Source organism: Rhizobium sp. MHM7A (assembly GCF_005862215.1).
In the GTDB taxonomy this organism is placed as follows: Bacteria; Pseudomonadota; Alphaproteobacteria; order Rhizobiales; family Rhizobiaceae; genus Rhizobium; species Rhizobium bangladeshense.
The window spans coordinates 14,642-37,321 of record NZ_VCHT01000029.1 but is presented as its reverse complement, the minus strand read 5'-3'; the positions used below and the strand labels follow the sequence as shown (position 1 = coordinate 37,321).

Below are 22,680 nucleotides of genomic sequence, written 5' to 3'. Positions count from 1 at the left end.
ATCGCCGCATCACCGCCGCCGCCGGCAACCGGAACGTCCTTCCAGGCAAACCCTTCCTTCGAAAGATCCTCCTTCAACACGTTCAAGGCAGCCGCCTCGCCGCCAGACGTCCACCAGTGCAGCATCTGCACTTCCTTAACGTCGGCAGCGCGTGCGGACACGCCGGCGCCGGCCAGAGCCAATGCGATCGCGGCAGTCGTTGTCAGAAACCTACCCATTACAGAACCTCCCAGTTCAATTTTGGACGATGCGGAACCCATTCCCGCATCAATCACCCGCCCTCCTCGGGCGCAGTTTCGCTGCCGGTTGGACCGGCTTTACGTCTGCGGCATCCACCAGTTGGTACGTTTGCCGATATGCATGTTCAGCGTCTTGGTCTCGGTGTAATCTTCGACCGCGTGGCGGCCGAGCTCGCGGCCGAGGCCGCTCTGCTTGTAACCGCCGAAGGGCAGCTCAGGGGCGCCGTCCATGAAGGTGTTCATCCAGACCGTTCCCGCCCGCACCGCCCGGCCGACCGACAGGCAAGTATCGAAATCACGGCTCCAGACACCGGCCGAGAGGCCGTAGTCGATGGAATTGGCGATCCCGATGGCTTCAGCAGTCGTTTCGAACGTCAGGACCGACAGTACAGGACCAAAGACCTCCTCGCGTGCCACCGCCATATCAGGCGTGACCGCTTCGAGGATGGTCGGCGACATGAACTGCCCCATGCCGAGGTCGAGCGCCTCGCCGCCATGCGCGATCCGGGCGCCGCTGCTCCTGGCGCCGGCGACATATCCCGATATCTTCTCCAGATGCTGCGGCGTGATGATCGCGCCGACCTGCGTCTGAGGATCGAGGGGATCACCGACCTTCACACTCTTAGACAATTCGGCGATGCGTGCGACGACATCGGCGGCGATAGATTTGTGAAGGATCAGCCGCGAGCCGGCATTGCAGCACTCGCCGGCATTGAAATATGCGCCGAAGACTGCGGCATCGATGAAGGCGTCGAGATCGGCATCCGGGAATACGATCTGCGGGTTCTTGCCGCCCAGTTCGAGAGAGACCTTCTTCAGCGTTTGCGCAGCATTCGACATCGTCAATTTGCCGACGCCGGTCGAGCCGGTGAAGGAGACCATGTCGACGTCGGGATGAGACGTCATGACCGCTCCGACTTCAGGTCCCGTGCCGGTGACAATGTTGACGACGCCATCCGGAATGCCTGCTTCCTGCAGGATTTCACCGAGCACGAGCGTCGATCCCGATGTCAGCTCCGAGGGCTTGACTATGGTAGTGCAGCCTGCGGCCAGGGCGAACGGCAGCTTCTGGCCGACGATCAGGAACGGAAAATTCCAAGGCGTGATGATCGACACCACGCCGATCGCCTCGCGCAGGACGACGCCGAGCGTGCCGTCGCCAAGCGTGTTGTAGCTTTCGCCGTGGAGGTCGCGAGCAAGAGCCGCCGCATAACGCCATATGTCGACGGAACCTGCGATTTCTCCGCGTACCTGGGTGATCGGCTTTCCTGCCTCAATGGCGTCAAGAAATGCGAGTTCTTCCGTACGCGCCGCAATCAGATCCGCCGCCTTCAGAAGGATGGAGGAACGTTCGGAAGCGGTCATTTGGGGCCATGGCCCGAGATCAAAGGCCTTGCGTGCGGCGGCGATGGCGCGCTCGGCGTCCTTTCTGCTGCCGGTTGGGAAACGGCTGACTACGACCCCGTGGCTCGGCGCGACACGTTCGATCGGATCGGAGGCACCGACCTCCCATCTGCCATCGATAAACATGCTGAAATCACGCGCTCTATGGTCACTCAGCGCCGTGGGGTTGACGAGGACCGTCATTACCATTCTCCCTTGAACGTTGCCGGGCGCTTCTCGCTGAACGACGCGACGCCCTCCTTCAGATCACCGGTCTTGGCGGCGAGGATCGAGCCCAAGGCTTCGACCGCGGTTCCATTGTCCTCACCGTTCGCCGACGCGATCATCAATTTGACGATCTCGATGGCAGCCGGTCCCCTCGCAGCAATCCCTGCGGCATATTCCCTGGCGGCAGCGAGCGAATTTCCTGTCGGAACGACCGCGTCGACGATGCCGAGCAGATGGGCCTCTTCGGCGGTGAATATCTCGCCGCCGAGCGCCATGCGCCGGACGACCTGCGCGCCGAACCGGCGCACAAGACGTTGGGTGCCGGACCAGCCCGGCACCATTCCAAGGCCGGTCTCCGGCAGGCCGATCTTAATGTGTTCTTCGGCGAAACGAATGTCGGCAACGCCCGCCAATTCGAGCCCGCCTCCGAGGGCGTGGCCATTCAGGGCCGCGACCAGTGGCACCCTGAGCGTCGCCAGTCTTTCGAAGATACGATGGCCGTGGCGAACCCAGGCGTGACCGAATTCCTGCGGCTGCATTCCGCCCCAGGCCCTGATATCGCCTCCGGCGGAAAAGCCCTTTCCTTCGCCGGTGAGAACGGCAGCGCGCACATTCGGGTTCGCCTCCACCGCGTCGGCCGCCTCCATCAAAGCTTTCAGCATGTCGAGATCGAGCGCGTTCAGCTTCTCCGGCCGAGAGATCGTCAGCGTTGCCACGTGGCCTTCAATGTCGACCCTGACTGTGCCGCTAGCCATGGAAAATGCCCTCCAGCGCCCGTGCCCTCTTTGCCGGAAGCGACAGGCCAATGCTTGGCTCCCGGAAGAGTGCCGCGTCCATCACCTTCAGATCGGGCGCGACGATCAGCCGGAAGTCGGACTGGTCGAGGATCTGGGCCTGAAGATCGACGCCGGGCGCGATCTCGGTCAGCACGATGCCGTCGCGCGTCAGCTTCATCACGCACCGCTCGGTGACATAGGTGATGTCCTGTCCCTGCTCGATCGCCCGCCTGCCGCTGAAGGTGACGTGTTCGACCTCGTTCACCAACTTCTTCAGCTTGCCTTCTTTTTCAATGACGAGAGCCCCATCGGCGATCGAAAGCTTCGCGCCGGCGTTGAACATGCCGGAAAAGACGATCTTCTTTGCCCGCGCCGTGATGTCGACGAAGCCTCCGGCGCCGGCCGTGACATGCGGCCGGAACGACAGCTTCGAGACGTTGACCGAGCCGTCCTTTCCGATTTCAAGGAAGGACAGGAGCGAGGCATCGAAACCAGCGCCCTGGAAATAGGTAAACTGGTAAGGCGACGGCATGTAGGCGTCGGCGTTGGAGGCGCAACCGAAGGCGAAGTCGAGCAGCGGCACGCCGCCGACCGCACCCTGCTCGATGACCCAGGTGACGGCGCCGTGAAGCCCCTCCTCCAGCAGAATCCGCGGCACATTGGCCGATATTCCGAAGCCCAGATTGACGCAGCTCCCAGCTTCCAATTCCTGCGCGACGCGGCGCGCTATGACCTTCTGGACATTGAATTCCGGAACGCTGAAGCTATCGAGCGGCCGGAAGATCTCGCCCGATATTGCCGGGTCGTACCCAGTCTGCGTCGTCTGCTTCTGATCGGGATCAACGATCACATAGTCGACCAGCATTCCCGGCACGCGGACGTCATGCGGTTTCAGCGAGTCCTCCTTGGTGATCCGCTTGACCTGCGCGATGACGATGCCGCCATTATTGCGGGCGGCAAGCGCCTGGTCGAGACCGCCGAGATAGGCGCCTTCATGTTCATATGTGAGATTGCCGCGCTCGTCGGCTGTCGTGGCGCGGATGATGGCGACCTGCGGCACGATCGAGGGGAAGAACAGCCAGTCCTCGCCCTCGAAGCTGACGCGTCTGACCACCGGATCGTCCGAAGCCAGAGCATTCATCGCGCAGCCCTGCCGCTCGGGATCGACGAAGGTGTCGATACCGACCTTGGTCAACACACCCGGCCGCTTGGCGGCGGCCTCGCGATGGATGTCGAACAAGATGCCGGAAGGAATATTATAGGCCGGAATCTCGTTGTTGGTGATCATCTGCCAGATCAACGGCGGCTCGGCCGAGGACGGTCCCGAGGGATAGGAACCGCCGATGATGCGCTTGAGCAAACCTTTCCTGGCGATATGGTCGACGCCCTTGATGCCGCTCATATCGCCGGCGGCAATCGGGTGAAGGGTGGTAATGTGACGGGGATGGCCGGTCGCATCGAAACGCTCGCCGATCGCCTTCAGCATCAGGTCAGGGCAGCCTAGCCCGCTTGACGACGACACCGTGACAACGGCACCGTCCGGGATCAGTGCCGCCGCTTCGGCTGGTGAGAGATGCTTCTTCATGTGCGTCACTTCGAATCCCGTTTCAATTTCCGGCTCTGCCGGCCCTCGCCGGCGCGGCTGTGCCGGCTCCGCAGCTTTCGCGGACGACCAGCCGAACGGCTGTCGTCACCGTCTCTGCTTCGGCCTTGCCGGCATTGATCTGCTTGAGGAGCATCTGTGCGCCGCGGCGCCCGATGCCCTGCGGGTCGACCGAGACCGTCGTCAGCGCGGGAACCGCCGCCTGAGCCTCGATGACATCGTCGAAACCGACGACGGCAAAGTCGGCGCCCGGCTCCAGACGGCGAGCACGCAATCCATCGCAAACACCGAAGGCGACGGCATCGTTGAAGCAGACGGCTGCGGTGGGCCGATCGACAAGAGCGATCGCTCTTCCGATCGCGTCTACGCCGCCCGCTCGCGACGGGGCGGACGAGATCACCAGTGCCTCGTCGTAGCTGAGCCCGGCCGCCTCTATTCCGCTGCGGTAACCGGCAAGGCGATCATCGAAGACAGCGGTATCGGGAAAGCCGCCGAGAAATGCGATGCGCTTATGACCGAGACCCATCAAATGCTGAACGGCTGACATCATGCCGGCCCGGTTGTCGGAGACTATGGATGAGACCTTGGCGCCAGGCAGATTTCGCACGACCACCACGACAGGAATCCCTGCTGCGACCAGCGGCTTGAAGTCGGCGGCATCGGTGGCGCGCGCTGGCGAGACGATCAGGCCCGAAATGCCATGTTCGCGCATCGATGCGACAACCTCGCGCTGCCTGTCGATGCTCTCTCCGGTATTCGACAGGAACTGCACGAAACCGGCCGACTGAACGACCATATCGACCCCGACCGCCAGCTCCGCAAAGAAGCTGTTCGTCAGATCGTTCACGACGACACCGATGATCCTCGATTTTCCACTCGCCTGCCGGAGATTGGCTGCGCCGCGGTTGTAGACGTAGCCGAGCTCCCGCATCACGGCATTGACCTTTGCGCGCGTTCCCTCGTTGACGAGAGAGGAACCCTGCAGCACCAGCGACACCGTCGACTTGGAAACGCCAGCGGCCTTCGCAATGTCGATGACGGTCACCCGGTTCTTTGTCACTTCGCCCTCCCGACGTCATCGTCGACTGACGCCTATTTATTTGGAACGTTCCAAATATGTCAAGGGCCAGTTTCAGTTAAAGCCGCCTTTTATTGAGCTTTCCCTCTCATCATGACGTCGTGAGCGCGCGCTCTATCTTTTGGAACGATTTAAACGATGGCGTCGTCCCGACAAATTTTCCCAACGTTGCGGCTCGGACTAGCCTGCGAAATCTCCGACTCTCAAAGTCCGAGATCAATCGCGGCACCTGTCGTGAATCCAATAGTCTGACGCAGAATCGCGACCGAGTTTTGCTAGAATTGCTCTCAAGGAACTCGCGACTGGGGTCATTAGCGAAACTTTATCGTTTGTGGCCAATGCTAGGGATAGGGGAAGTGCCAGATCCAAAGCGGGGCCGGAAATGCCGCATTCGTTTGAAGCCATTCTGGAGAACCTGCCGCAGGGCATTGTTCTCCTTGATTCTGCCAATACGGTAACGGCTTTCAATTCCCGCACGCTTGATATTCTCGGCCTCCCCGATGGCGCTCTGCGCAGAGGAATGAATATCGACGGCTTGCCCGGCAGCGCCGACTGCCGTGCAGCCGCTTGTTCACGGCTGACGATCGGCAGGCAGAACACCTCGCAATTTGCGCTGCCTGATGGACGGATGATTTCACTGACCTGCGCTCCCTCGAGAAAGGGAAGCTGGATCCTAAGCTATGAAGACATCTCGACCCATATCCGCGCGGAACATAATCTGACCGAACAGCATCGTCGGTTCGACGCAGCCCTCAGCAATATGCCGCATGGGTTGTGCATGTTCGACTCCGAGAAGAAGCTGATATTGTGCAACGCATCCTATGCAAGGATGTACGATCTGCCGGATTTTCTGACGCAGCCTGGAACGCCGCTGGTGGACATCCTGGCCTATCGGAGCCGGCAGGGAAATGGTCCGGCCGACACTGCCACCTATTTTGACGTCGTCTTCGAAGCGACGGCACGCGGCGCCCCGGCGAGCCAGAACATCGCGCTCAGCGATGGGCGCATCATCAAAATCACCCACAATCCGATGCAGAACGGCGGATATGTGGCGACCCACGAGGACGTCACCAGGACGGTGCGGCTCGCAGAAGAGCTGCGTCACCATCATGATCAGCTCGAAATCACGGTGCAAAGCCGTACGGCGGAGGTCGAGCGGCAGGCGCGCGAGCTTGAGCGAATGCTCTCGCAGGAGCGAAACATCAACCAATTGCAGCGGCAGTTCGTGGCAATGGCATCACATGAATTCCGCACTCCACTCGCGATCATCGATGCTGCCGCTCAGCGGCTGCTGCGGAAGGGAGGCGCGGTCGAGCCCGAATTTCTCAACGACAAGGTCGAACAGATCCGTGCATCGGTAAGCCGGATCGTCGATCTCATGGAGAGCGTCCTGTCAGACGGACGCCTCGATACCGGAAAGATCGATATCAGTTACGACGAGTGCGCCCTGGGAGCGTTGATCAGAACCTGCTGCGAGCGGCAATCGGCAATCTCGAAGACGCATGGCTTCGTTCTTGACATAGACGGGCTGCCGGAATTCATCGATGCCGATCCCCGCAGCTTAGGCCAGGTCTTTACCAACCTGCTCTCGAATGCGGTGAAATATGCGCCGGGAAGATCGGAAATTCGTGTTGCGGCATGGGAGGATACGGGCAACGTCAAGGTTGCGATCAGCGACGACGGCGTGGGGATCGACGCTGAAGACCTGCCCCGGTTGTTTCAGCGTTATTTCCGCGCGCGGACCTCGACCGGGATTGCAGGAACCGGTATCGGCCTCAATCTTGTGAAGCAGATCGTCGAGCTGCACCAGGGCTCGATAGAGGTGCGAAGTGCAAGAGGGTGTGGATCCACGTTCACCGTGACTCTCCCCATCAAGAGAGCACCTGGCGTTTCTGTCCGCAAAGACGTTGCCTAATCGTTCGGACGTTTGAACAGCGTCCTGCACGGCCATCGCTCGTTCTCGAACTGATCGGCCAGGATTGCTGTCCGGCATATCTACCCTATCCTTCTCGCAATAGAGGAGGACCATGCCATGGCTTTCATTCACACCCCCGACGCATCCGCCAGCGAGAAGACGTCGTCGATGTACGCGTCGGCCGAGGCGAATTATGGTTATCTGCCGAACATGTACCGTGCCTTCGGCCACCGGCCGGAGGTGATGGAGAGCTGGGTAGGGCTGCTTTCGAGCATTCGCAATCACATGAGCCTCAGGCGCTACGAATTGGTGACGCTGGCGGCGGCCAAGGAGCTCAAATCCTCCTATTGCATGCTAGCGCACGGTTCCGTGCTGCTGCGGGAGGGTTTTACCAACGACGGGCTGACGGCCGTTGTCAACGAGACGCAAAGGGCGCCGATCGATGCCTGCGAGCGCGCGATCATGGCCTTTGCGGCGAAGGTGGCGCGCGATGCGACATCGATCACGCAGCAGGATATAGACGGGTTGAAGAAACACGGGCTGAGCGACGCCGAAATTTTCGATGTCACGGCCGCCACAGCGGCCCGGTGTTTCTTCTCGAAAATGCTGGATGCGCTCGGCGCTGCTCCCGACCACGCCTATATCGAACGGCTGGAGCCAAATGTGCGAAGGGCGCTTAGTGTCGGCCGGGAGGTCGAGCGGCCTCTAGTGCCTTCACCAGCGAGCGGCGCATCCCAATAATCGTGACGGGGTGAAGCCGGCGGCTGTGCCCCTACTCTTCCGGCTTATCGGCAAAGTGCCGGGCCGCAAATTCAGCAATATTCTGACTGGAGCGATCAGCATCGTCGAGCAGCGCGGGGAACAGCTGCCACTGATGCGGCATGCCCGGCCAGACCTCGGTGGTGACATCCACGCCCTCGCGGCGCGCTTTGTCGGCAAGGCGTAGCGTATCGTCAAGCAGGGCTTCGCCGGAGCCGACCTGCAGCAATAGCGGCGGAAAGCCGCTCATGTCGGCATAAAGCGGTGAAGCCTGAGGATCAGTCGCAGGCCGGCTGCCGAGATAGGTCTTGCGCAAAGTCTCGATCCACGCCTTATCGACCAGCGGATCGCTGCCGGCATTGGCCGTCATCGATCCGCCCGTCGCGGCAAGGTCGGTGATTGGGCTCAGCGCAATAACGGCCGCTGGCAGCGGTTTCGTTGCCTGCCTCTGCCGCAGCACCGTCTCGAGCGCGATATTGCCACCGGCGCCGTCGCCTGCCACGATGACATTCTCATTGCGGTAGCCGTTGTCGAGAAGCCAGCGATAGGCGGTCAGCGCGTCGTTGATCTGGGCGGGATAGGTATATTCCGGCATCAGCCGATAATTGATCAGAAGCACGTCGCTGGATGCGGCCTTGGCGAGCGAACCGGCGAACAAGCCGTGCGTGCGGACGGAACCGCCGGAAAAGCCGCCGCCATGAATGTAGAGAATCACCCTTTTACCGATCGGGTGGTGAAGCCGGGCGGGCCACATCAGTTCGCCATCCACGCCGTCGGCATCGACCTGCCGGACCTGGATGCGCGTCGGCCCCGGCATTGTTTCCATCAGCCGGGCGAAAGCCGCCCTGCGCTCTTGCAGGCTGTCGGCGCCGGCAAAGTGCTCCTTCCAGAGGCCGACCAGTTTTTCGACCTGCGCACGCGAGGACTGACTCTGCGGTCCGATATCCTGTCCCAGCGCCACCGGTGCCGATAGGATCAACGCGGCCAAGGCGGGAAACAGATATCCGAGCCGCTTCGGCGCTCTTCGATCAGCATTCGACAAAATCCGCCCCTTCATGAATCTCTCCCGGTCATGCTGCCGATAGGCGTATCTTTGGCCGCTTCGCCCACCGGAGTCAAAAGGGTGACGAGCGCAACCTTCCGCTTTTTCACGTCGCCGGCGAACAGCCGGAAGCCGGAAAACGCGGCAGTTGCCCGCCCGCAGCGGGCAGATCGGACTGTCCTTGGAAAATTCGAAATCGCTGCCGGCGCGGCTTGCCATCGGCCAGGCTTCCATCGGAAATAGGCTCCGCCCCACCCTCAACTCCCGTGCTGCGGCTCCCGTAGGAATGAAGGATACCGATGACCACCATTTACCTTGCCGGCCCAGAAGTCTTTCTTCCCGATGCACTGCCCATCATGGCCGAAAAACGCCGATTGGCGCGTCAGTTCGGGTTCGAACCGACCGGTCCCGGCAGCGATGAAAACCAGACGCCGATAAAGCTGACGGCTGCGGAGATCTACGCCCGCAACGACGTCGCCATGCGCCGGGCCGAGATCTGCCTCGCCAATATCACTCCCTTTCGGGGCGTCAGCGCCGATCCGGGCACGGTCTATGAGATCGGCTTCATGATTGCTCTCGGAAAATCTGTCTTCGCCTATACCAACCACCCCGACGACTATGGGCTGCGCGTCCGCTCGATCTGGTATGCGGGAATGGAGATCGATGAGACGAGCGGACGCCCACGCGGACCTGATGGCATCGCAATCGAAAACCACGGCATGGCCGACAACCTGATGATCGACGGAGGAATCGATGCGGCAGGAGGTAAGGTATTCCGTGCGACCGCCCTGCCGGCGGATCCTGCCCGTGACCTGACGGTTTATTTTCAGGCGCTTCAGACCATCGCCGGCATGCGCGGGTAGGATTGGGCTCTTTCACTCCGCCCTGATCGCATCGATCACCGCCCTGAAGCCCGCAGACATGTGGCGGCGGCTCGGATAGTAGAGATAGAGCGGTTCCTCCGGCTGACACCAGTCATCGAGCACCTGGATGAGTTCGCCGTCGGCAATGGCTTTTTCGACGCGAGGTTCCCAGATATAGGTAAGGCCGACGCCGCCGAGCGCTGCCTGCATCATCAGCTCGTGATCATCGAGCGAAAGCGGTCCGGTCGGCTGGAAACTCACCGTCTGACCATCCTTCTCGAATTCCCAGGCATAACGTGCACCGGAGGGAAACATGTTCTGGATGCAGAGGTGGCGCTTGAGCTCGTGAGGCGTTTGCGGCTTCGGGCGCCTCTCGAAATAGGCAGGTGAGCCGACGACGACCAGGCGGATGCGTGGCTTTATGCGCAAGGCAATCATACCTTCAGTGACGCGCTCGCCGAAACGGATGCCGGCATCAAAACCTTCCTCGACGATGTCAACCAGCCTGTCGGTCGCGTTGATTTCCAATTGCAAATTGGGATTGCGTTGAAGCACCGGGGCGATGACACGGCCGATGACGAAGGGACCGATCGAGTTCGGCACGTTGATCCTCACCCTGCCGAACGGTGTGTCGCGGTAGCGGTTCAACGCATCGAGCGCTGCCACAATCTCCCCGAAAGCCGGCGCCAGATGTGAGATCAGGAGTTCACCGGCTTCTGTGAGCGAAACGCTGCGTGTCGTACGGTTGAGCAGGCGGACCCCAATTCGGTCTTCGAGATTGAGCACGGCATGGCTGACGGCAGATGCCGTGACGCCCCGCTCCTCCCCTGCTTTGCGGAAACTCTTATGCCTCGCCACGGCTGCGAAGGCCGCCAGTTCGGAAAGTTCGGTCGCACGCATTGATGAATTGTACTCATCATAGTTTCTTTAATAACGAATCTTATACATCATCGGGATTTCGGTCAAATTCGCTTTCGTCAGATGCGACATCAACGAAAGGAATTCGTCATGAAAGTCTGGTTCATCACTGGTGCATCCCGCGGCTTCGGCGCGCTGATGACCAAGGAAGCGCTTGCAGCGGGCGATGCTGTCATCGCAACCGCGCGTAACCCCAAGACCATCATCGAGCAGTTCGGGGACCATCCGAACCTGCTGGCCGTCGCCCTGGACGTAACCGACGAGGCACAGGCTAAGGAGGCTGCGGCCGCCGGCGTCGCCGGCTTCGGCCGTATCGATGTTCTGGCCAATAACGCCGGGTACGGCCTGCTCGGCGCCGTCGAGGAAGCCACGGCCGAAGAGATCGAAAAGATCTATGCCACCAATGTCTTCGGTCTCCTGAAGGTGACACGCGCCGTGCTGCCCTATATGCGCCGCCAGCGTTCCGGCCATATCCTGAACTTCTCCTCGATCGGCGGCTATTTCGGCTATCCTGGCTGGGGCGTCTATGGCTCGACCAAATTCGCCGTCGAGGGGCTGTCGGAATCCATGGCCGCCGAACTCGAACCTTTCGGCATCAAGGTGACGATCGTCGAGCCCGGCTTTTTCCGCACGGACTTCCTCGCCGACACCTCGCTGGCGATAAGCCCTGCCTCCATCGCCGATTACGAAGGCACGCCGGCCGGAGAAATGCGCAATTTCGCCGCCGACGCCAACCACGCCCAGCCCGGCAACCCAGCCAAGCTCGCTGCCGGCATCATGACGATGGTCAACTCGGTCAACCCGCCGCTGCGCATGCCGTTCGGCAGCGACACGGTCGCCATGATCGAGGCGCAGCACGCGAGTGTCGAAAAGGAGCTGTCGGTCTGGCGCGAGCTTGCCGTCTCCACGGATTTTAGCAGGGACGCAACGGCTGGGGCCTGAGCAGCCAAGACCGATGCCATGCCGCCGCCGCATGCGGATTTTCGCATGCGGCGGCGGCACCATCGAGATGGTGGAAAGAACGCATTGCGGCAAATTGGCATTCGCCTCTCGCCGGGGATGGCCTAGATGTAAGTCAGACCGTGACCCGTGAAGAGGCAACGCATGTCCATCAAGACCATCTGTATTTATGGTGCCGGCGCTCTCGGCGGCGCCATCGCCGCCAAGCTCGCAAGCAGGGAAGATAGCGACATCGATGTCTCCGTCGTCGCACGCGGGGCGCATCTGGATGCGATTCGCCGCGACGGCCTCAGCCTGCAGGAGGCCGATGCGGAAACCCCACTCACGGTGCGCGTGACCGCAACCGAAGATCCGAAAACATTGCCGGCGCAGGACCTCGTCATCACTGGCCTCAAGGGGCATCAGTTGCCGCTCGCCGCCGAGGGGATCGCCGCCCTGCTCAAGCAGGGCACCCGCGTCGTCATGATCCTGAACGGCATTCCGTGGTGGTATTTCCATCGTGATACAAGGAGCGGACATGCGGAGCTGCAATTCGACGAGCTCGATCCCGGCGGCGGGCTCTGGCGGCTGATCGGACCGGAACGCGTGATCGGCTGCGTCGCCTATCAAGGCGCGGAAGTTGTCAGCCCGGGTGAGATCCGGCTTTCCCACAAAGGTCGCTTCGTGCTTGGCGAGCCCTCCGGCGAAATGTCTGCCGATCTCGCGGCCGTGGCGGCGGTGCTGACCGGCGCCGATCTCAGTATCTCGACCACGCCGGACATCCGTAGTGAAATCTGGAGCAAGTTGATGGGCAACGCCGCCTTCAACCCGATCAGCGCTCTCACACGGGCGCTGATGACAGATATCCTGGCGGACCCGGCGCTCATGGACATGGTCAGCAAGGTTATGAAGGAAGTGCGCGCTGTCGGCGATGCGGTCGGCGCGCAGTTCGCCATGTCGGTCGAGCAGCGGCTGGAGCAATCGCGCCACATCGGCGGCGTTCGAACCTCGATGCTGCAGGATTTGCTCGGCGGCAAGGCGCTGGAAATTGCGCCGCTTGTGGGCATGCTGGTTGCGCTCGGACGCCTGACTGCCGTGCCGACTCCGGTATCGGAGACGATCCTGGCGCTGGTGACGCAGCTGGATCGGGAAAACCGGCGCGGCAACTGACCGCGAGGAGAAAGGCGGCCGGGAAGATCCCGGCCGCATCGCTTATCTTCCGAGCTGCTCGGCCCAGTTCGGCGCCTTGCCGCCGCCGTCGAGGAAGGTCATCGCCATATTCGCCATAAGGGGCGAGGCGAAAGTCTCGTAATGGGTGAGATCGGGCAGGATCGCCAGCCGGTTCTTCGACATGTTTTCCCGCATCCAGCCGGCATCACGCAGCCCGCCGCCAAGCTTCTGATAGAAGTCGACGATGTGCTCGGGCCGGATCATGTCGGCATCGCCGTACATCAGCATAACCGGCATGGTGAGCTTCGCGACGGCATCGCCATACTCATTGGGCTCGCGCATCAGCGCGCCCATGGCGTCAAGCAGTTTAGGAAATTCGGACACATCAGGCGCCACCGCCTTGTAGGAGAGGAACATCGGCGTGTCCTTCATCATCTCTGCCATGCCGGCGCCGACGGCCGCCTGCTGCGGCAGCATCTCCGGAAAGAAGCCATTCTGCGCATAGGGCGCCGAGAGGATCACCAGGCGGCGCACATGGTCCGGCGCGTTCGCCGCCATGTGGAGGGCCACGCCGCCACCGAAAGAATAGCCGAAGACATCGAGCTTATCGTAGCCGAGCTGCTTCACCAGCACCGCGAGATCGGCCCCTATTGCCGGAAGCTCGATCGGCCGGTCGCCGAGGGGCGTGCGGCCATGGCCCTGCAGATCGACGGCGATCACCTGCCGGTGGTCCGTGAAGACAGGCATGACGGGCTTAAACATCTCGATCTGCCCAAGTCCGCCGTGAAGCAGAAGCAGCGGTTCGCCCTCGCCGCGGATCTCGTAATAATAATCGATGCCGTTGACCGGCACCCTTCCCTTCCTGACGATCGGCGCGATGATCTTGTGATCCTCGACAACAGGCGTAGCGCCGCCAACTGATATATCCGGCGCGGCCAGGAATGCGGCAGCCGTTGCAACCATCGAAATCAGCGTCATCTTCGACATGTCCTTGCTCCAAGTTTGCATCGATACCGCAAGGACGGCGGCGATCATCCCTTTCCGACACCGCCGCCGAAATTTTCTGCCGACCCAAGCAGGCGGCATGGGCTGGAGGGCCGATTTCCAACTTTTCATTAACCCGCGAGCTGGTAAAATCTCGTCGCTAAGATTTCAGACGCTGCGAGACCAATGCCGAAACCGAATTTCCGCTTCACCCACTACGATCTCAAGGAACAGCGAGCCGGAGCGATCGTCGAGGTGTCGTTGAATGCGGTGAACAATGTTCGTCTGATGACGGCGCCGAATTTCCAGCGCTTCACCGAGGTTCTCGATTTCAAGTATATCGGCGGAGTGGCGCGCAAGTCGCCCGTCAAGCTTGCTGTTCCGGAAAGCGGCCACTGGCATGTCGTCGTAGATATGGAAGGCCATCACGGCCTTGCCGAATCCACCGTCAAGGTGATCGCCGCGCCAGCCAATCAGAAGACGCCGCGTTCCTCCTAACATTCAGGCGAGGTCAGCGCGGACTGCGCTCCTTGCGAAGCTTCGCCCACCATTCCAGCCGCTTCCGAATATCGCGTTCAAAACCGCGTTCGGGTGGATCGTAGAAGGTCTGGCGGCCCATCTTCTCCGGGAAATAATCCTGGCCGGAAAAGGCGTCCGGTTCGTCATGGTCGTAGCGATAACCTTCGCCGTAGCCCTCGCCCTTCATCAGCTTGGTCGGCGCGTTGAGGATATGCTTGGGGGGCAGCAGCGAACCATTCTGCTTTGCGGCCAGGCTTGCCGCCTTGAAGGCGGTATAGACGGCATTCGATTTCGGCGCGGTGGCAAGATAGACGCAGGCCTGGGCCAGCGCCAGCTCCCCCTCCGGCGAGCCGAGGTAGTCATAAGCATCCTTGGCGGCGTTGCAGATCACCAGCGCCTGTGGATCGGCAAGCCCGATATCCTCCACCGCCATGCGCACCAGACGCCGGCCGAGGTAGAGCGGATCCTCGCCGGCATCGAACATGCGGGCGAGGTAATAGAGGGCGGCATCCGGATCCGAACCGCGGACCGACTTATGCAGCGCCGAAATCAGATTGTAGTGGCCGTCCTGTGCCTTGTCATAGACCGGAGCCCTGCGTTGGACGATGCGCGTCAGGCCTTCAGTGTCGAAGCTCTCGCCCTCGCGCGCGGCACGCCAGACCTCTTCGGCAAGCGTCAGCACGGCACGACCGTCGCCATCGGCCATGCGGATCAGGCTGCCGCGCGCCTCCTCGGTCAGCGGCAACGGCTTCTGCTCGATCGCCTCAGCGCGCTTCAGCAGTTCCTCGAGACTCTCCTCGTCATGCGATTTGAAGGTCAGAACGCGGGCGCGCGACAAAAGTGCGGCGTTGAGCTCGAAGGACGGATTTTCGGTGGTGGCGCCAACCAGGATGACGGTGCCGTCCTCCATAACAGGCAGAAAACTGTCCTGCTGGGCGCGGTTGAAGCGATGGATCTCGTCGACGAACAGCAGCGTCTGACGGCCATCCATGCGTCGCATGCGGGCAGCCTCGAATACTTTCTTCAGATCAGCGACGCCGGAAAAGATGGCCGATATCTGCTCGAAGGCCAGCCCCGCCTCGCCGGATAGCAACCGCGCTACCGTCGTCTTGCCGGTGCCGGGCGGACCCCAGAAGATCATCGAACCGAGGGAACCGCTCTCGATCATGCGTTTCAGCACGCCGTCCTCACCGGTCAGATGTTCCTGACCGGTGACATCGGCGAGCGTCTTCGGCCGCAGCCGGTCGGCGAGAGGCCGCCTGGCGGCAACCTCCTCCGGAACGCGCGGCGCGAAGAGATCATTGCTCATCGGAAGAACTGCCGTATCCGCTGGCCATCGCGCTCGATCTCCACACGCCAGAGGCCGGGGTCGCTGTTGGCAATTTCTACAAGTTCGCTGGTCGACTTCACTTCCGTGCCATTGATCGAGACAATGATATCCTTGGGCTCGAAACCGAGACGGGCAGCCGGCGAGTCCTCCTTGACATCGGAAACGACGACGCCGGCAGATTCAGGCGGCATGCGCAACTCGTCGGCGACGCGCGGCGAAAGATTCTCGACAACAACGCCGGTAAAGGGTGTGCGCCCGCCGATGATGCGCTGATCGCGCGGCGAAGTCTCCGGCGCGCGCGCAAGCGCAAGCGACAACTGCTCCTCGTGGCCGTTGTCGATGACGGTAAGATTGACCGTTTTGCCGAGGCCGGCCGTTGTCAGGCGATAGAGCAGTGCGTCGGGATGCTCGACGGCGATGCCGTTCACTGATGTGACAATCTGGCCGGCTTTCAGTCCGGCCTTTGCCGCCGGCCCGCCTTCCGAAACCTTGACCACCAGCGCACCGAGCACTTTGTTGAGCCCAAGTGCTTCTGCGACCTCTGACGTCACCGCATCGAAGCTTGCGCCGACATAGGGCCGCTCGAAGGATTTGACGCCGGCATCGGCCGAAGCGAGGAAGACCTTGACGAGGTTGGCGGGAATGGCGAAGCCAATGCCGTTCGAGCCGCCGCCACGCGAGAAGATCGCGGTGTTGATGCCGATCAGCTCGCCCTTCATGTTCATCAACGCGCCGCCGGAATTGCCCGGATTGATCGAGGCGTCGGTCTGGATGAAGAAGCCGAACTCGTTCCTGACCACCTGGTTGCGGGCAAGTGCGGAGACTATACCGCTCGTTACCGTCTGGCCGACGCCGAAGGGATTGCCGATCGCCAGCACGAGATCGCCGACCTCGACGGTATCGGAATTGCCGATCGGCAACGTCGGGAAGCTCTCCTTGGTGTCGATTTTTAGAACGGCGAGGTCGAGGCGGTCATCGCGCAGCACCACCTTGCAGGGGAATTCGCGGCCATCCGAGAGCGCCACCTTGATGTCGTCGGCGCCTTCGACGACGTGATTATTGGTGACTACGGTGCCATTCGCCTCGACGATGACGCCGGAACCGAGCGAAGACTGCTTTTCCGAGCGGTTCGGCATCTGCTGGCCGAAAAACTGCTCGAAGAAGGGATCGCCGGCAAAGGGAGACTGACGCTGGATAATCTTTTCCGCGTAGACATTGACGACAGCGCCCGAGGTCTGCTTGACCAGCGGCGCGAAGGAGAGCTGCATCTGCATCTGGCTCTCAGGCACGGTCTTTGCCGTCTGCGCCTGGGCCGCAGCCGGCAGGACGAGCATGAGAGCGAACAGCGAAACGGAGGCGCGCTTGAACAGGCCTTGCATGGGTATCCCTTTTGAATCCTCTTGAGCAACGTTGTAGAGCATGATGCCGAAAAGTGTGAGCGGTTTTCAGGCGACATCATGCTCTAACTATTTAACTGCGAACAGGATTCAGAATTTAGGCCGAACCGACCTAAAATCATCCTGCTCTGCGGCCCGACGCTAGAAAGGAAAGAGGGCGGAAGCATGGAAGAATAAGGCAAGGAAATGTCTTGAAGGCGGGCCGAATTTGATCCAGGAAGATTGGCCATGCAGCTGAGATCAAAAGCCAAAAACTGGGCAAAGTCACTGAAGCGTGACATCGTTGCACTGTGGCTCGCCGCCCGGGACCGTCGGGTCCCCTGGTATGCGAAAGCGGTCGCCGGCGCCGTCGCGGCCTACGCGCTTTCGCCGATCGATCTGATCCCCGATTTCATTCCCGTGCTCGGCTATCTCGACGATCTCGTCATCGTTCCGCTCGGCATCCTGCTGGCGACACGTCTTGTTCCGGCAGATGTGATGGCCGCGCTTCGCGTGGAGGCGGCAAGGCGGATCGAACGCCCTTCCAGCCGGGCCGGATTGATCTTCATCCTTGCCGTCTGGCTCACCTGCATCATCTTTCTGGCTCTGGCAGTGCGCAAGCTGATTTGATCGGCAGTAAAGGAAGATGATGACACGGCGAATGTTGGCCGCTCTCGGTTTGGCGATCCTGATTTCCACATCGGATCTGGCATGGTCTGCGAGCTTCGATTGCGATGGCAAGGAATTGAAGCCGGACGAAAAGCTTATCTGCGACAACCTCGCGCTCAATGATGCCGATGTGAAGATGGTGACGACCTTCGAACTGCTCTCCGGGCTGATGGCCATGGGCTCGCGCGGAACATTGCAGGACGAGCAGACCGCCTGGCTGAAGAAGCGGCAGGAATGCGGGGCCGACGCGGCCTGTATCCAGGCTGCCTACGACGAGCGGATGAAGCAGCTCGACGAGACCTATAAAAACATCAACCGGCCGCTTTGACAGCGGCCGGTCGGAAGAGAAGCTGACTCTCAATCAGCCGGTCCGTAGGTTGGTCCGCTCAGCGGACGTTCAGATCCCGCACGGCGCCGCGATCGGCGCTCGTCGCGAAGGCAGCGTAAGCCTTGAGCGCGGTGGTGACGTTGCGCTTGCGAACTTCTGTGGGATGCCAGCCCTTGCTATCCTGCTCGGCGCGGCGGGCGATGAGTTCGGCCTCGCCGACCCGCAGGCTGATTGTGCGGTTCGGGATGTCGATGTCGATCATGTCGCCTTCACGGACGAGACCGATCGTCCCGCCATTCGCCGCTTCCGGCGAGACGTGGCCGATCGAAAGGCCCGAGGTGCCGCCGGAGAAGCGGCCATCGGTAATGAGTGCGCAGGCCTTGCCGAGACCCTTCGATTTCAGATAGCTCGTCGGGTAGAGCATTTCCTGCATCCCCGGGCCGCCCTTCGGGCCTTCGTAGCGGATCACGACGACATCGCCGGCCTTGATCTCGTTGGCGAGGATCGCCTTGACAGATGCGTCCTGGCTTTCGAAGACACGGGCCGGACCGGAGAATTTCAGGATCGATTCATCGACGCCGGCCGTCTTGACGATGCAGCCGTCAATCGCAAGATTGCCCTTCAGCACGGCAAGGCCGCCATCTTTGGAGAAGGGATGCTCGACCGAGCGGATGACGCCGTTCTGGCGATCCGTGTCGAGCTCGTCCCAGCGGGCCTCCTGGCTGAAGGCGACCTGGGTCGGGATGCCGCCGGGGGCGGCGCGATAGAAGCTGCGGACGGTTTCGCTGTTGGTGCGGGTGACGTCCCAGCGATCGATCGCATCGCCGAGCGTCTCTGCATGAACGGTCGGGCAATCGCGGTTTAGGAGCCCGCCTTTATCGAGCTCTCCGAGAATAGACATAATGCCGCCGGCGCGGTGAACGTCTTCCATGTGGACATCGCTTTTGGCTGGCGCGACCTTCGACAGACACGGCACGCGGCGCGACAGCGCGTCGATATCGGCCATGGTGAAGTCGACTTCGCCTTCATGGGCGGCGGCAAGGATATGCAGGACAGTATTGGTCGAACCGCCCATGGCGATATCGAGGGCCATGGCATTCTCGAAGGCCTGCTTGGAGGCGATGGTGCGCGGCAGCGCCTTGACGTCCTCCTGCTCGTAATAACGGCGGGCAAGATCGACGATCAGGTGACCGGCTTCGACGAAGAGCCGTTTACGGTCGGCATGGGTGGCGAGCGTCGAGCCGTTGCCGGGCAGCGACAGCCCGAGCGCCTCCGTCAGGCAGTTCATGGAGTTTGCGGTGAACATGCCGGAGCACGAGCCGCAAGTCGGACAGGCTGAACGCTCGATGACCTTGACGTCTTCGTCGGAAATCTTGTCATCGGCAGCCGCAACCATGGCGTCGACGAGATCAAGCGCATGCGTCTTGCCGTGCAGCACGACCTTGCCGGCTTCCATAGGGCCGCCTGAGACGAAGACCGTGGGGATATTGAGGCGCAGCGACGCCATCAGCATGCCGGGGGTGATCTTGTCGCAGTTGGAAATGCAGACCATGGCGTCGGCGCAATGAGCATTGACCATGTACTCGACGCTGTCGGCGATCAGCTCGCGCGAGGGCAGCGAATAAAGCATGCCGTCATGGCCCATGGCGATGCCGTCGTCGACGGCGATCGTATTGAACTCCTTGGCGACGCCACCGGCCGCCTCGATTTCGCGGGCGACGAGCTGGCCGAGGTCCTTCAGGTGCACGTGGCCCGGCACGAATTGGGTGAAGGAATTCACCACTGCGATGATGGGCTTGCCGAAATCCGAATCCTTCATGCCCGTGGCGCGCCAAAGGCCGCGCGCGCCCGCCATGTTGCGGCCGTGGGTCGTGGTTCTGGAACGGTAAGCTGGCATCGGTTTCTTCCTCGACGTGTCGGAGATATCAGGCGAAGCGGGCGGCTGTGGAGCTTGCGGGCCAGGCGATCGCTGCTGTTTGGAATTGTCCTAATCCAATCGACGGGGACTGTCACTACCGGGAAGGCCAAATCCGGTACGCCGCCGGAGAAGCGATGCGAAGGGCATCGGTCATATACGGCTCGACGAGAGGATTTGTTACAACCTATTCCATCACAGGCGAACACAAAAAATTGGCTACCTGTCGGCAGTATTCAAGGCATAGAGATTGATCCGAACATGCAGGCGGCTCGTTTAAGGACTATATTCGGAATATCCGCCCTGGAGGTTTTCGACATGCCAAGCTATCGCCCCCCCAAGATCGCGTCTTCGGAGATCACGCCGCGCCAGGTTTATCTGGGCCGTCGTGAATTCCTAGGTGCTGCAACGCTTGGCGCCATGGCGCTTTACAGCGCAGGCAAGGCGAGCGCGGCGGCGCTTTCCGTCGTCGAGAGCAAATACAAAGTCGATGAGAAGACCACGCCGCTCAAGGATGTGACGACCTACAACAACTTCTATGAGTTCGGCCTCGACAAGGGCGACCCCGCCGCTCTGTCCGGCGATTTCAAGCCGCTGCCCTGGACGGTCAAGGTCGACGGCATGGTCAACAAACCGGGCACCTTCGACATTGAGGCGCTGATGAAGGAATTCCCGATCGAGGAGCGCACTTATCGCATGCGCTGCGTCGAGGCCTGGTCAATGGTCATCCCCTGGGACGGTTTTCCGCTGGTATCGCTGCTCGACAAGGTGGAGCCGCTCGGCAGCGCCAAATATGTCGCCTTCGAAACCGTCGTGCGGCCGGAAGAGATGCCGGGGCAGAAAGGTTTCTTCCAGTCGCTCGACTGGCCCTATGTCGAGGGCCTGCGGCTGGACGAGGCGCGCCACCCGCTGACGCTGCTTGCCGTCGGGCTCTATGGCGAGACACTGCCGAACCAGAATGGTGCGCCGATCCGCCTCGTCGTGCCGTGGAAATACGGCTTCAAGGGCATCAAGTCGATCGTCAGGATCACGCTCACCGACCAGCAGCCGAAGAACACCTGGCAGGTGACCAATCCGCAGGAATACGGCTTCTATGCCAACGTCAATCCGGCCGTCGACCATCCGCGCTGGAGCCAAGCTACCGAGAGGCGCATCGGCGAAAGCGGCTTCTTCGGCGCAAGCCGCCACCCCACCCTGCTCTTCAACGGCTATGCCGACGAGGTGGCTAACCTTTATGCCGGTATGGATCTGAAGGCGAATTTCTGATGGCCGAACTGTCGCTTGCCATCCCGAAGCGCTGGCAGCCCGCATCCGTCTGGCTGCTTTACATCGCTGGGCTCTCACCTGCGGCCTGGACCTTCTATCTCGGCGCAACCGATCAGCTCGGCGCCGATCCGGTCAAGACCTTCGAGCTCTTCCTTGGCATCTGGACGATCCGCTTCCTGATCGCAACACTTGCGGTATCCCCTGCCCGCGAGTTATTCGGCTGGAACTATCTGCGCTACCGCCGCGCTCTCGGCCTTTTGACCTTCTACTACGCGCTGATGCACTTCACCGTTTACATGGTGCTAGACCAGGCGATGGATATTCAGGCCGTCATCAACGACGTGCTGAAGCGCCCGTTCATCATGTTCGGCATGGCAGCCCTCGCGATGCTCATTCCGCTGGCGGTGACATCCAATAATTTCTCGATCCGTCACCTCGGCCAAAACTGGATCTGGCTGCACCGGCTCGTCTACATCATCGCCGCTAGCGGTGCACTGCATTTCGCGCTCTCGACCAAGATCCTCGATCTCGAGCAGTATATCTATCTCGGGCTGATCATCGCGCTCATCCTCTACCGCTCCTGGCGACCGATTGCGCGTAGCCGGAAGAAAGGTCAGGGGCGGCAACGCAATCGTGCGGTGGCGTCGGTCTCCTGAGGGCGAAAGCAATCCAGGAAAAGAGCGAAGCCGTTTCCGTCCGGAATTGCTGCGGCTTCCGTTAGAAGCTGAGCCGCGCTGGCCAGCCGAGGGCGACGCGCGGAAGGCAGAGGCTGCGCCACTTCCGTTCTCAACTGATGCAAAACGAAAACAGCCGGGCTTTGCAGCCCGGCTGTTCCGTTTCCGGCAAAGCGGAAGATTAAGCGGCGACGGCCTGCTCTTCGGCGGCGACGCGGGCCTTGTCGGCCGCGCCCTTGGCATAGGTGTCGCGGTCAACGAACTCGATCACGGCCATGGCAGCGTTGTCGCCCTGGCGGAAACCAGCCTTCATGATGCGCAGATAGCCGCCGTTGCGGGTGGCGTAACGCGTTGCGATCGTATCGAACAGCTTCGAGACGACGGCGGCGTCGCGGATCTGCGAGATCGCCTGACGACGAGCGTGCAGGTCGCCGCGCTTGCCGAGCGTGACGAGCTTCTCGACGATCGGGCGGATTTCCTTGGCCTTCGGCAGGGTCGTGACGATCTGCTCGTGGGTAATCAGCGAAGCCGCCATGTTGGCGAACATTGCCTTGCGGTGGCTTGCAGTTCTATTCAGCTTGCGGCCGGCTTTACCATGGCGCATTGCTATTCTCCTTTAATGCAGGCGCCCTTACGCTAACCGGGCCTGCCGTTTCCTGGCACATGCAGGCGATCGGCCTGCTGTTTGACGGGGAAAGGCAGCCGA

General features: G+C 61.3%; 21 protein-coding genes and 1 pseudogene. 10 read left to right on the top strand and 12 right to left on the bottom strand.

Annotated elements, in window-relative coordinates; genetic code table 11:
* The 5 genes and pseudogenes from FFR93_RS38785 to FFR93_RS38765 form a co-directional block, all read right to left on the bottom strand.
* A pseudogene (locus FFR93_RS38785) lies at positions 1-218 on the bottom strand (sugar ABC transporter substrate-binding protein); the annotation flags it as partial.
* Between the two features lie 99 nt (positions 219-317).
* Entirely contained in the window at positions 318-1,826 is a 1,509-nt protein-coding gene (locus FFR93_RS38780; protein ID WP_138397024.1) for an aldehyde dehydrogenase family protein, read from the bottom strand.
* Positions 1,826-2,605: an enoyl-CoA hydratase/isomerase family protein gene (locus FFR93_RS38775; RefSeq protein WP_138397023.1), complete on the bottom strand. Its 780-nt coding sequence runs from the start codon at positions 2,603-2,605 to the stop codon at positions 1,826-1,828. Before FFR93_RS38775 ends, FFR93_RS38780 begins: the two co-directional genes overlap by 1 nt.
* Positions 2,598-4,211, bottom strand: coding sequence for an acyl CoA:acetate/3-ketoacid CoA transferase (locus FFR93_RS38770; RefSeq protein ID WP_138397022.1), 1,614 nt, complete (start codon positions 4,209-4,211; stop codon positions 2,598-2,600). The genes FFR93_RS38775 and FFR93_RS38770 overlap by 8 nt, the downstream gene beginning before the upstream one ends.
* Positions 4,212-4,233: 22 nt before the next feature.
* Positions 4,234-5,289 carry a LacI family DNA-binding transcriptional regulator gene (locus FFR93_RS38765; RefSeq protein ID WP_064706995.1) on the bottom strand — a complete coding sequence of 352 codons (1,056 nt, stop codon included), beginning with the start codon at positions 5,287-5,289 and terminating at the stop codon, positions 4,234-4,236.
* A 400-nt stretch (positions 5,290-5,689) separates the two neighbouring features.
* Here FFR93_RS38765 and FFR93_RS38760 point away from each other — a divergent pair, with 400 nt between their 5' ends.
* A complete protein-coding gene (locus FFR93_RS38760) occupies positions 5,690-7,222 on the top strand; it encodes a PAS-domain containing protein (protein WP_138397021.1) in 1,533 nt (510 codons plus the stop codon).
* Positions 7,223-7,339: 117 nt separating this feature from the next.
* Entirely contained in the window at positions 7,340-7,963 is a 624-nt protein-coding gene (locus FFR93_RS38755) for a carboxymuconolactone decarboxylase family protein (RefSeq protein ID WP_138397020.1), read from the top strand.
* A 31-nt stretch (positions 7,964-7,994) separates the two neighbouring features.
* On the opposite strand, the gene FFR93_RS38750 is transcribed toward FFR93_RS38755, so the two are convergent.
* On the bottom strand, positions 7,995-8,969 hold the full coding sequence (locus FFR93_RS38750; protein ID WP_171049337.1) for an alpha/beta hydrolase: 975 nt from the start codon (positions 8,967-8,969) through the stop codon (positions 7,995-7,997).
* A gap of 353 nt (positions 8,970-9,322) precedes the next feature.
* Between FFR93_RS38750 and FFR93_RS38745 the strand changes: the two genes are divergently transcribed.
* On the top strand, positions 9,323-9,886 hold the full coding sequence (locus tag FFR93_RS38745) for a nucleoside 2-deoxyribosyltransferase (RefSeq protein WP_064711239.1): 564 nt from the start codon (positions 9,323-9,325) through the stop codon (positions 9,884-9,886).
* Between the two features lie 12 nt (positions 9,887-9,898).
* On the opposite strand, the gene FFR93_RS38740 is transcribed toward FFR93_RS38745, so the two are convergent.
* Positions 9,899-10,786, bottom strand: coding sequence for a LysR family transcriptional regulator (locus FFR93_RS38740; RefSeq protein ID WP_138397018.1), 888 nt, complete (start codon positions 10,784-10,786; stop codon positions 9,899-9,901).
* Positions 10,787-10,894: 108 nt separating this feature from the next.
* Between FFR93_RS38740 and FFR93_RS38735 the strand changes: the two genes are divergently transcribed.
* Together FFR93_RS38735 and FFR93_RS38730 are read left to right on the top strand one after the other, a co-directional pair.
* On the top strand, positions 10,895-11,746 hold the full coding sequence (locus FFR93_RS38735) for an oxidoreductase (RefSeq protein ID WP_138397017.1): 852 nt from the start codon (positions 10,895-10,897) through the stop codon (positions 11,744-11,746).
* Between the two features lie 162 nt (positions 11,747-11,908).
* Positions 11,909-12,913 (top strand): 2-dehydropantoate 2-reductase, encoded by a 1,005-nt coding sequence (locus FFR93_RS38730; RefSeq protein ID WP_138397016.1) that lies wholly within the window; start codon positions 11,909-11,911, stop codon positions 12,911-12,913.
* 42 nt (positions 12,914-12,955) lie between these two features.
* On the opposite strand, the gene FFR93_RS38725 is transcribed toward FFR93_RS38730, so the two are convergent.
* The gene (locus tag FFR93_RS38725) at positions 12,956-13,948 is read right to left on the bottom strand and encodes an alpha/beta fold hydrolase (protein ID WP_171049336.1); all 993 of its coding nucleotides are present in this window, start codon (positions 13,946-13,948) and stop codon (positions 12,956-12,958) included.
* A 135-nt stretch (positions 13,949-14,083) separates the two neighbouring features.
* Between FFR93_RS38725 and FFR93_RS38720 the strand changes: the two genes are divergently transcribed.
* Positions 14,084-14,395, top strand: a complete 312-nt coding sequence (locus FFR93_RS38720; protein ID WP_064692646.1) for a DUF1883 domain-containing protein — start codon at positions 14,084-14,086, stop codon at positions 14,393-14,395.
* A gap of 13 nt (positions 14,396-14,408) precedes the next feature.
* Here the strand turns inward: FFR93_RS38720 and FFR93_RS38715 are convergent, their stop codons facing one another.
* Together FFR93_RS38715 and FFR93_RS38710 are read right to left on the bottom strand one after the other, a co-directional pair.
* A complete protein-coding gene (locus FFR93_RS38715; protein ID WP_138397014.1) occupies positions 14,409-15,725 on the bottom strand; it encodes a replication-associated recombination protein A in 1,317 nt (438 codons plus the stop codon).
* Positions 15,722-17,125, bottom strand: a complete 1,404-nt coding sequence (locus FFR93_RS38710) for a DegQ family serine endoprotease (protein WP_064706987.1) — start codon at positions 17,123-17,125, stop codon at positions 15,722-15,724. Before FFR93_RS38710 ends, FFR93_RS38715 begins: the two co-directional genes overlap by 4 nt.
* Before the next feature lie 246 nt (positions 17,126-17,371).
* Here FFR93_RS38710 and FFR93_RS38705 point away from each other — a divergent pair, with 246 nt between their 5' ends.
* Together FFR93_RS38705 and FFR93_RS38700 are read left to right on the top strand one after the other, a co-directional pair.
* On the top strand, positions 17,372-17,752 hold the full coding sequence (locus FFR93_RS38705) for a DUF1232 domain-containing protein (protein WP_138397013.1): 381 nt from the start codon (positions 17,372-17,374) through the stop codon (positions 17,750-17,752).
* 16 nt (positions 17,753-17,768) lie between these two features.
* Positions 17,769-18,119, top strand: a complete 351-nt coding sequence (locus FFR93_RS38700) for a hypothetical protein (RefSeq protein WP_138397012.1) — start codon at positions 17,769-17,771, stop codon at positions 18,117-18,119.
* A gap of 58 nt (positions 18,120-18,177) precedes the next feature.
* On the opposite strand, the gene ilvD is transcribed toward FFR93_RS38700, so the two are convergent.
* Entirely contained in the window at positions 18,178-20,016 is a 1,839-nt protein-coding gene (gene ilvD / locus FFR93_RS38695) for a dihydroxy-acid dehydratase (protein ID WP_138397011.1), read from the bottom strand.
* Positions 20,017-20,352: 336 nt separating this feature from the next.
* Here ilvD and msrP point away from each other — a divergent pair, with 336 nt between their 5' ends.
* Positions 20,353-21,300 (top strand): protein-methionine-sulfoxide reductase catalytic subunit MsrP, encoded by a 948-nt coding sequence (msrP, locus tag FFR93_RS38690; RefSeq protein ID WP_138397010.1) that lies wholly within the window; start codon positions 20,353-20,355, stop codon positions 21,298-21,300.
* Positions 21,300-21,956, top strand: a complete 657-nt coding sequence (gene msrQ / locus FFR93_RS38685) for a protein-methionine-sulfoxide reductase heme-binding subunit MsrQ (protein ID WP_064706982.1) — start codon at positions 21,300-21,302, stop codon at positions 21,954-21,956. Before msrP ends, msrQ begins: the two co-directional genes overlap by 1 nt.
* Before the next feature lie 199 nt (positions 21,957-22,155).
* Here the strand turns inward: msrQ and rplQ are convergent, their stop codons facing one another.
* Positions 22,156-22,578, bottom strand: coding sequence for a 50S ribosomal protein L17 (rplQ, locus tag FFR93_RS38680; RefSeq protein WP_011424993.1), 423 nt, complete (start codon positions 22,576-22,578; stop codon positions 22,156-22,158).
* Positions 22,579-22,680: the final 102 nt, after the last annotated feature.

What these genes read in the sequence shown, in the direction of transcription:
- FFR93_RS38715 (WP_138397014.1), bottom strand. Translation starts at nt 15,725, where the DNA reads ATGAGCAATGATCTCTTCGCGCCGCGCGTTCCGGAGGAGGTTGCCGCC.
- FFR93_RS38710 (WP_064706987.1), bottom strand. Translation starts at nt 17,125, where the DNA reads ATGCAAGGCCTGTTCAAGCGCGCCTCCGTTTCGCTGTTCGCTCTCATG.
- FFR93_RS38740 (WP_138397018.1), bottom strand. Translation starts at nt 10,786, where the DNA reads ATGCGTGCGACCGAACTTTCCGAACTGGCGGCCTTCGCAGCCGTGGCG.
- FFR93_RS38770 (WP_138397022.1), bottom strand. Translation starts at nt 4,211, where the DNA reads ATGAAGAAGCATCTCTCACCAGCCGAAGCGGCGGCACTGATCCCGGAC.
- msrQ (WP_064706982.1), top strand. Translation starts at nt 21,300, where the DNA reads ATGGCCGAACTGTCGCTTGCCATCCCGAAGCGCTGGCAGCCCGCATCC.
- ilvD (WP_138397011.1), bottom strand. Translation starts at nt 20,016, where the DNA reads ATGCCAGCTTACCGTTCCAGAACCACGACCCACGGCCGCAACATGGCG.
- FFR93_RS38780 (WP_138397024.1), bottom strand. Translation starts at nt 1,826, where the DNA reads ATGACGGTCCTCGTCAACCCCACGGCGCTGAGTGACCATAGAGCGCGT.
- FFR93_RS38745 (WP_064711239.1), top strand. Translation starts at nt 9,323, where the DNA reads ATGACCACCATTTACCTTGCCGGCCCAGAAGTCTTTCTTCCCGATGCA.
- FFR93_RS38760 (WP_138397021.1), top strand. Translation starts at nt 5,690, where the DNA reads ATGCCGCATTCGTTTGAAGCCATTCTGGAGAACCTGCCGCAGGGCATT.
- FFR93_RS38725 (WP_171049336.1), bottom strand. Translation starts at nt 13,948, where the DNA reads ATGATCGCCGCCGTCCTTGCGGTATCGATGCAAACTTGGAGCAAGGAC.
- FFR93_RS38730 (WP_138397016.1), top strand. Translation starts at nt 11,909, where the DNA reads ATGTCCATCAAGACCATCTGTATTTATGGTGCCGGCGCTCTCGGCGGC.
- rplQ (WP_011424993.1), bottom strand. Translation starts at nt 22,578, where the DNA reads ATGCGCCATGGTAAAGCCGGCCGCAAGCTGAATAGAACTGCAAGCCAC.
- msrP (WP_138397010.1), top strand. Translation starts at nt 20,353, where the DNA reads ATGCCAAGCTATCGCCCCCCCAAGATCGCGTCTTCGGAGATCACGCCG.
- FFR93_RS38705 (WP_138397013.1), top strand. Translation starts at nt 17,372, where the DNA reads ATGCAGCTGAGATCAAAAGCCAAAAACTGGGCAAAGTCACTGAAGCGT.
- FFR93_RS38775 (WP_138397023.1), bottom strand. Translation starts at nt 2,605, where the DNA reads ATGGCTAGCGGCACAGTCAGGGTCGACATTGAAGGCCACGTGGCAACG.
- FFR93_RS38700 (WP_138397012.1), top strand. Translation starts at nt 17,769, where the DNA reads ATGATGACACGGCGAATGTTGGCCGCTCTCGGTTTGGCGATCCTGATT.
- FFR93_RS38735 (WP_138397017.1), top strand. Translation starts at nt 10,895, where the DNA reads ATGAAAGTCTGGTTCATCACTGGTGCATCCCGCGGCTTCGGCGCGCTG.
- FFR93_RS38720 (WP_064692646.1), top strand. Translation starts at nt 14,084, where the DNA reads ATGCCGAAACCGAATTTCCGCTTCACCCACTACGATCTCAAGGAACAG.
- FFR93_RS38755 (WP_138397020.1), top strand. Translation starts at nt 7,340, where the DNA reads ATGGCTTTCATTCACACCCCCGACGCATCCGCCAGCGAGAAGACGTCG.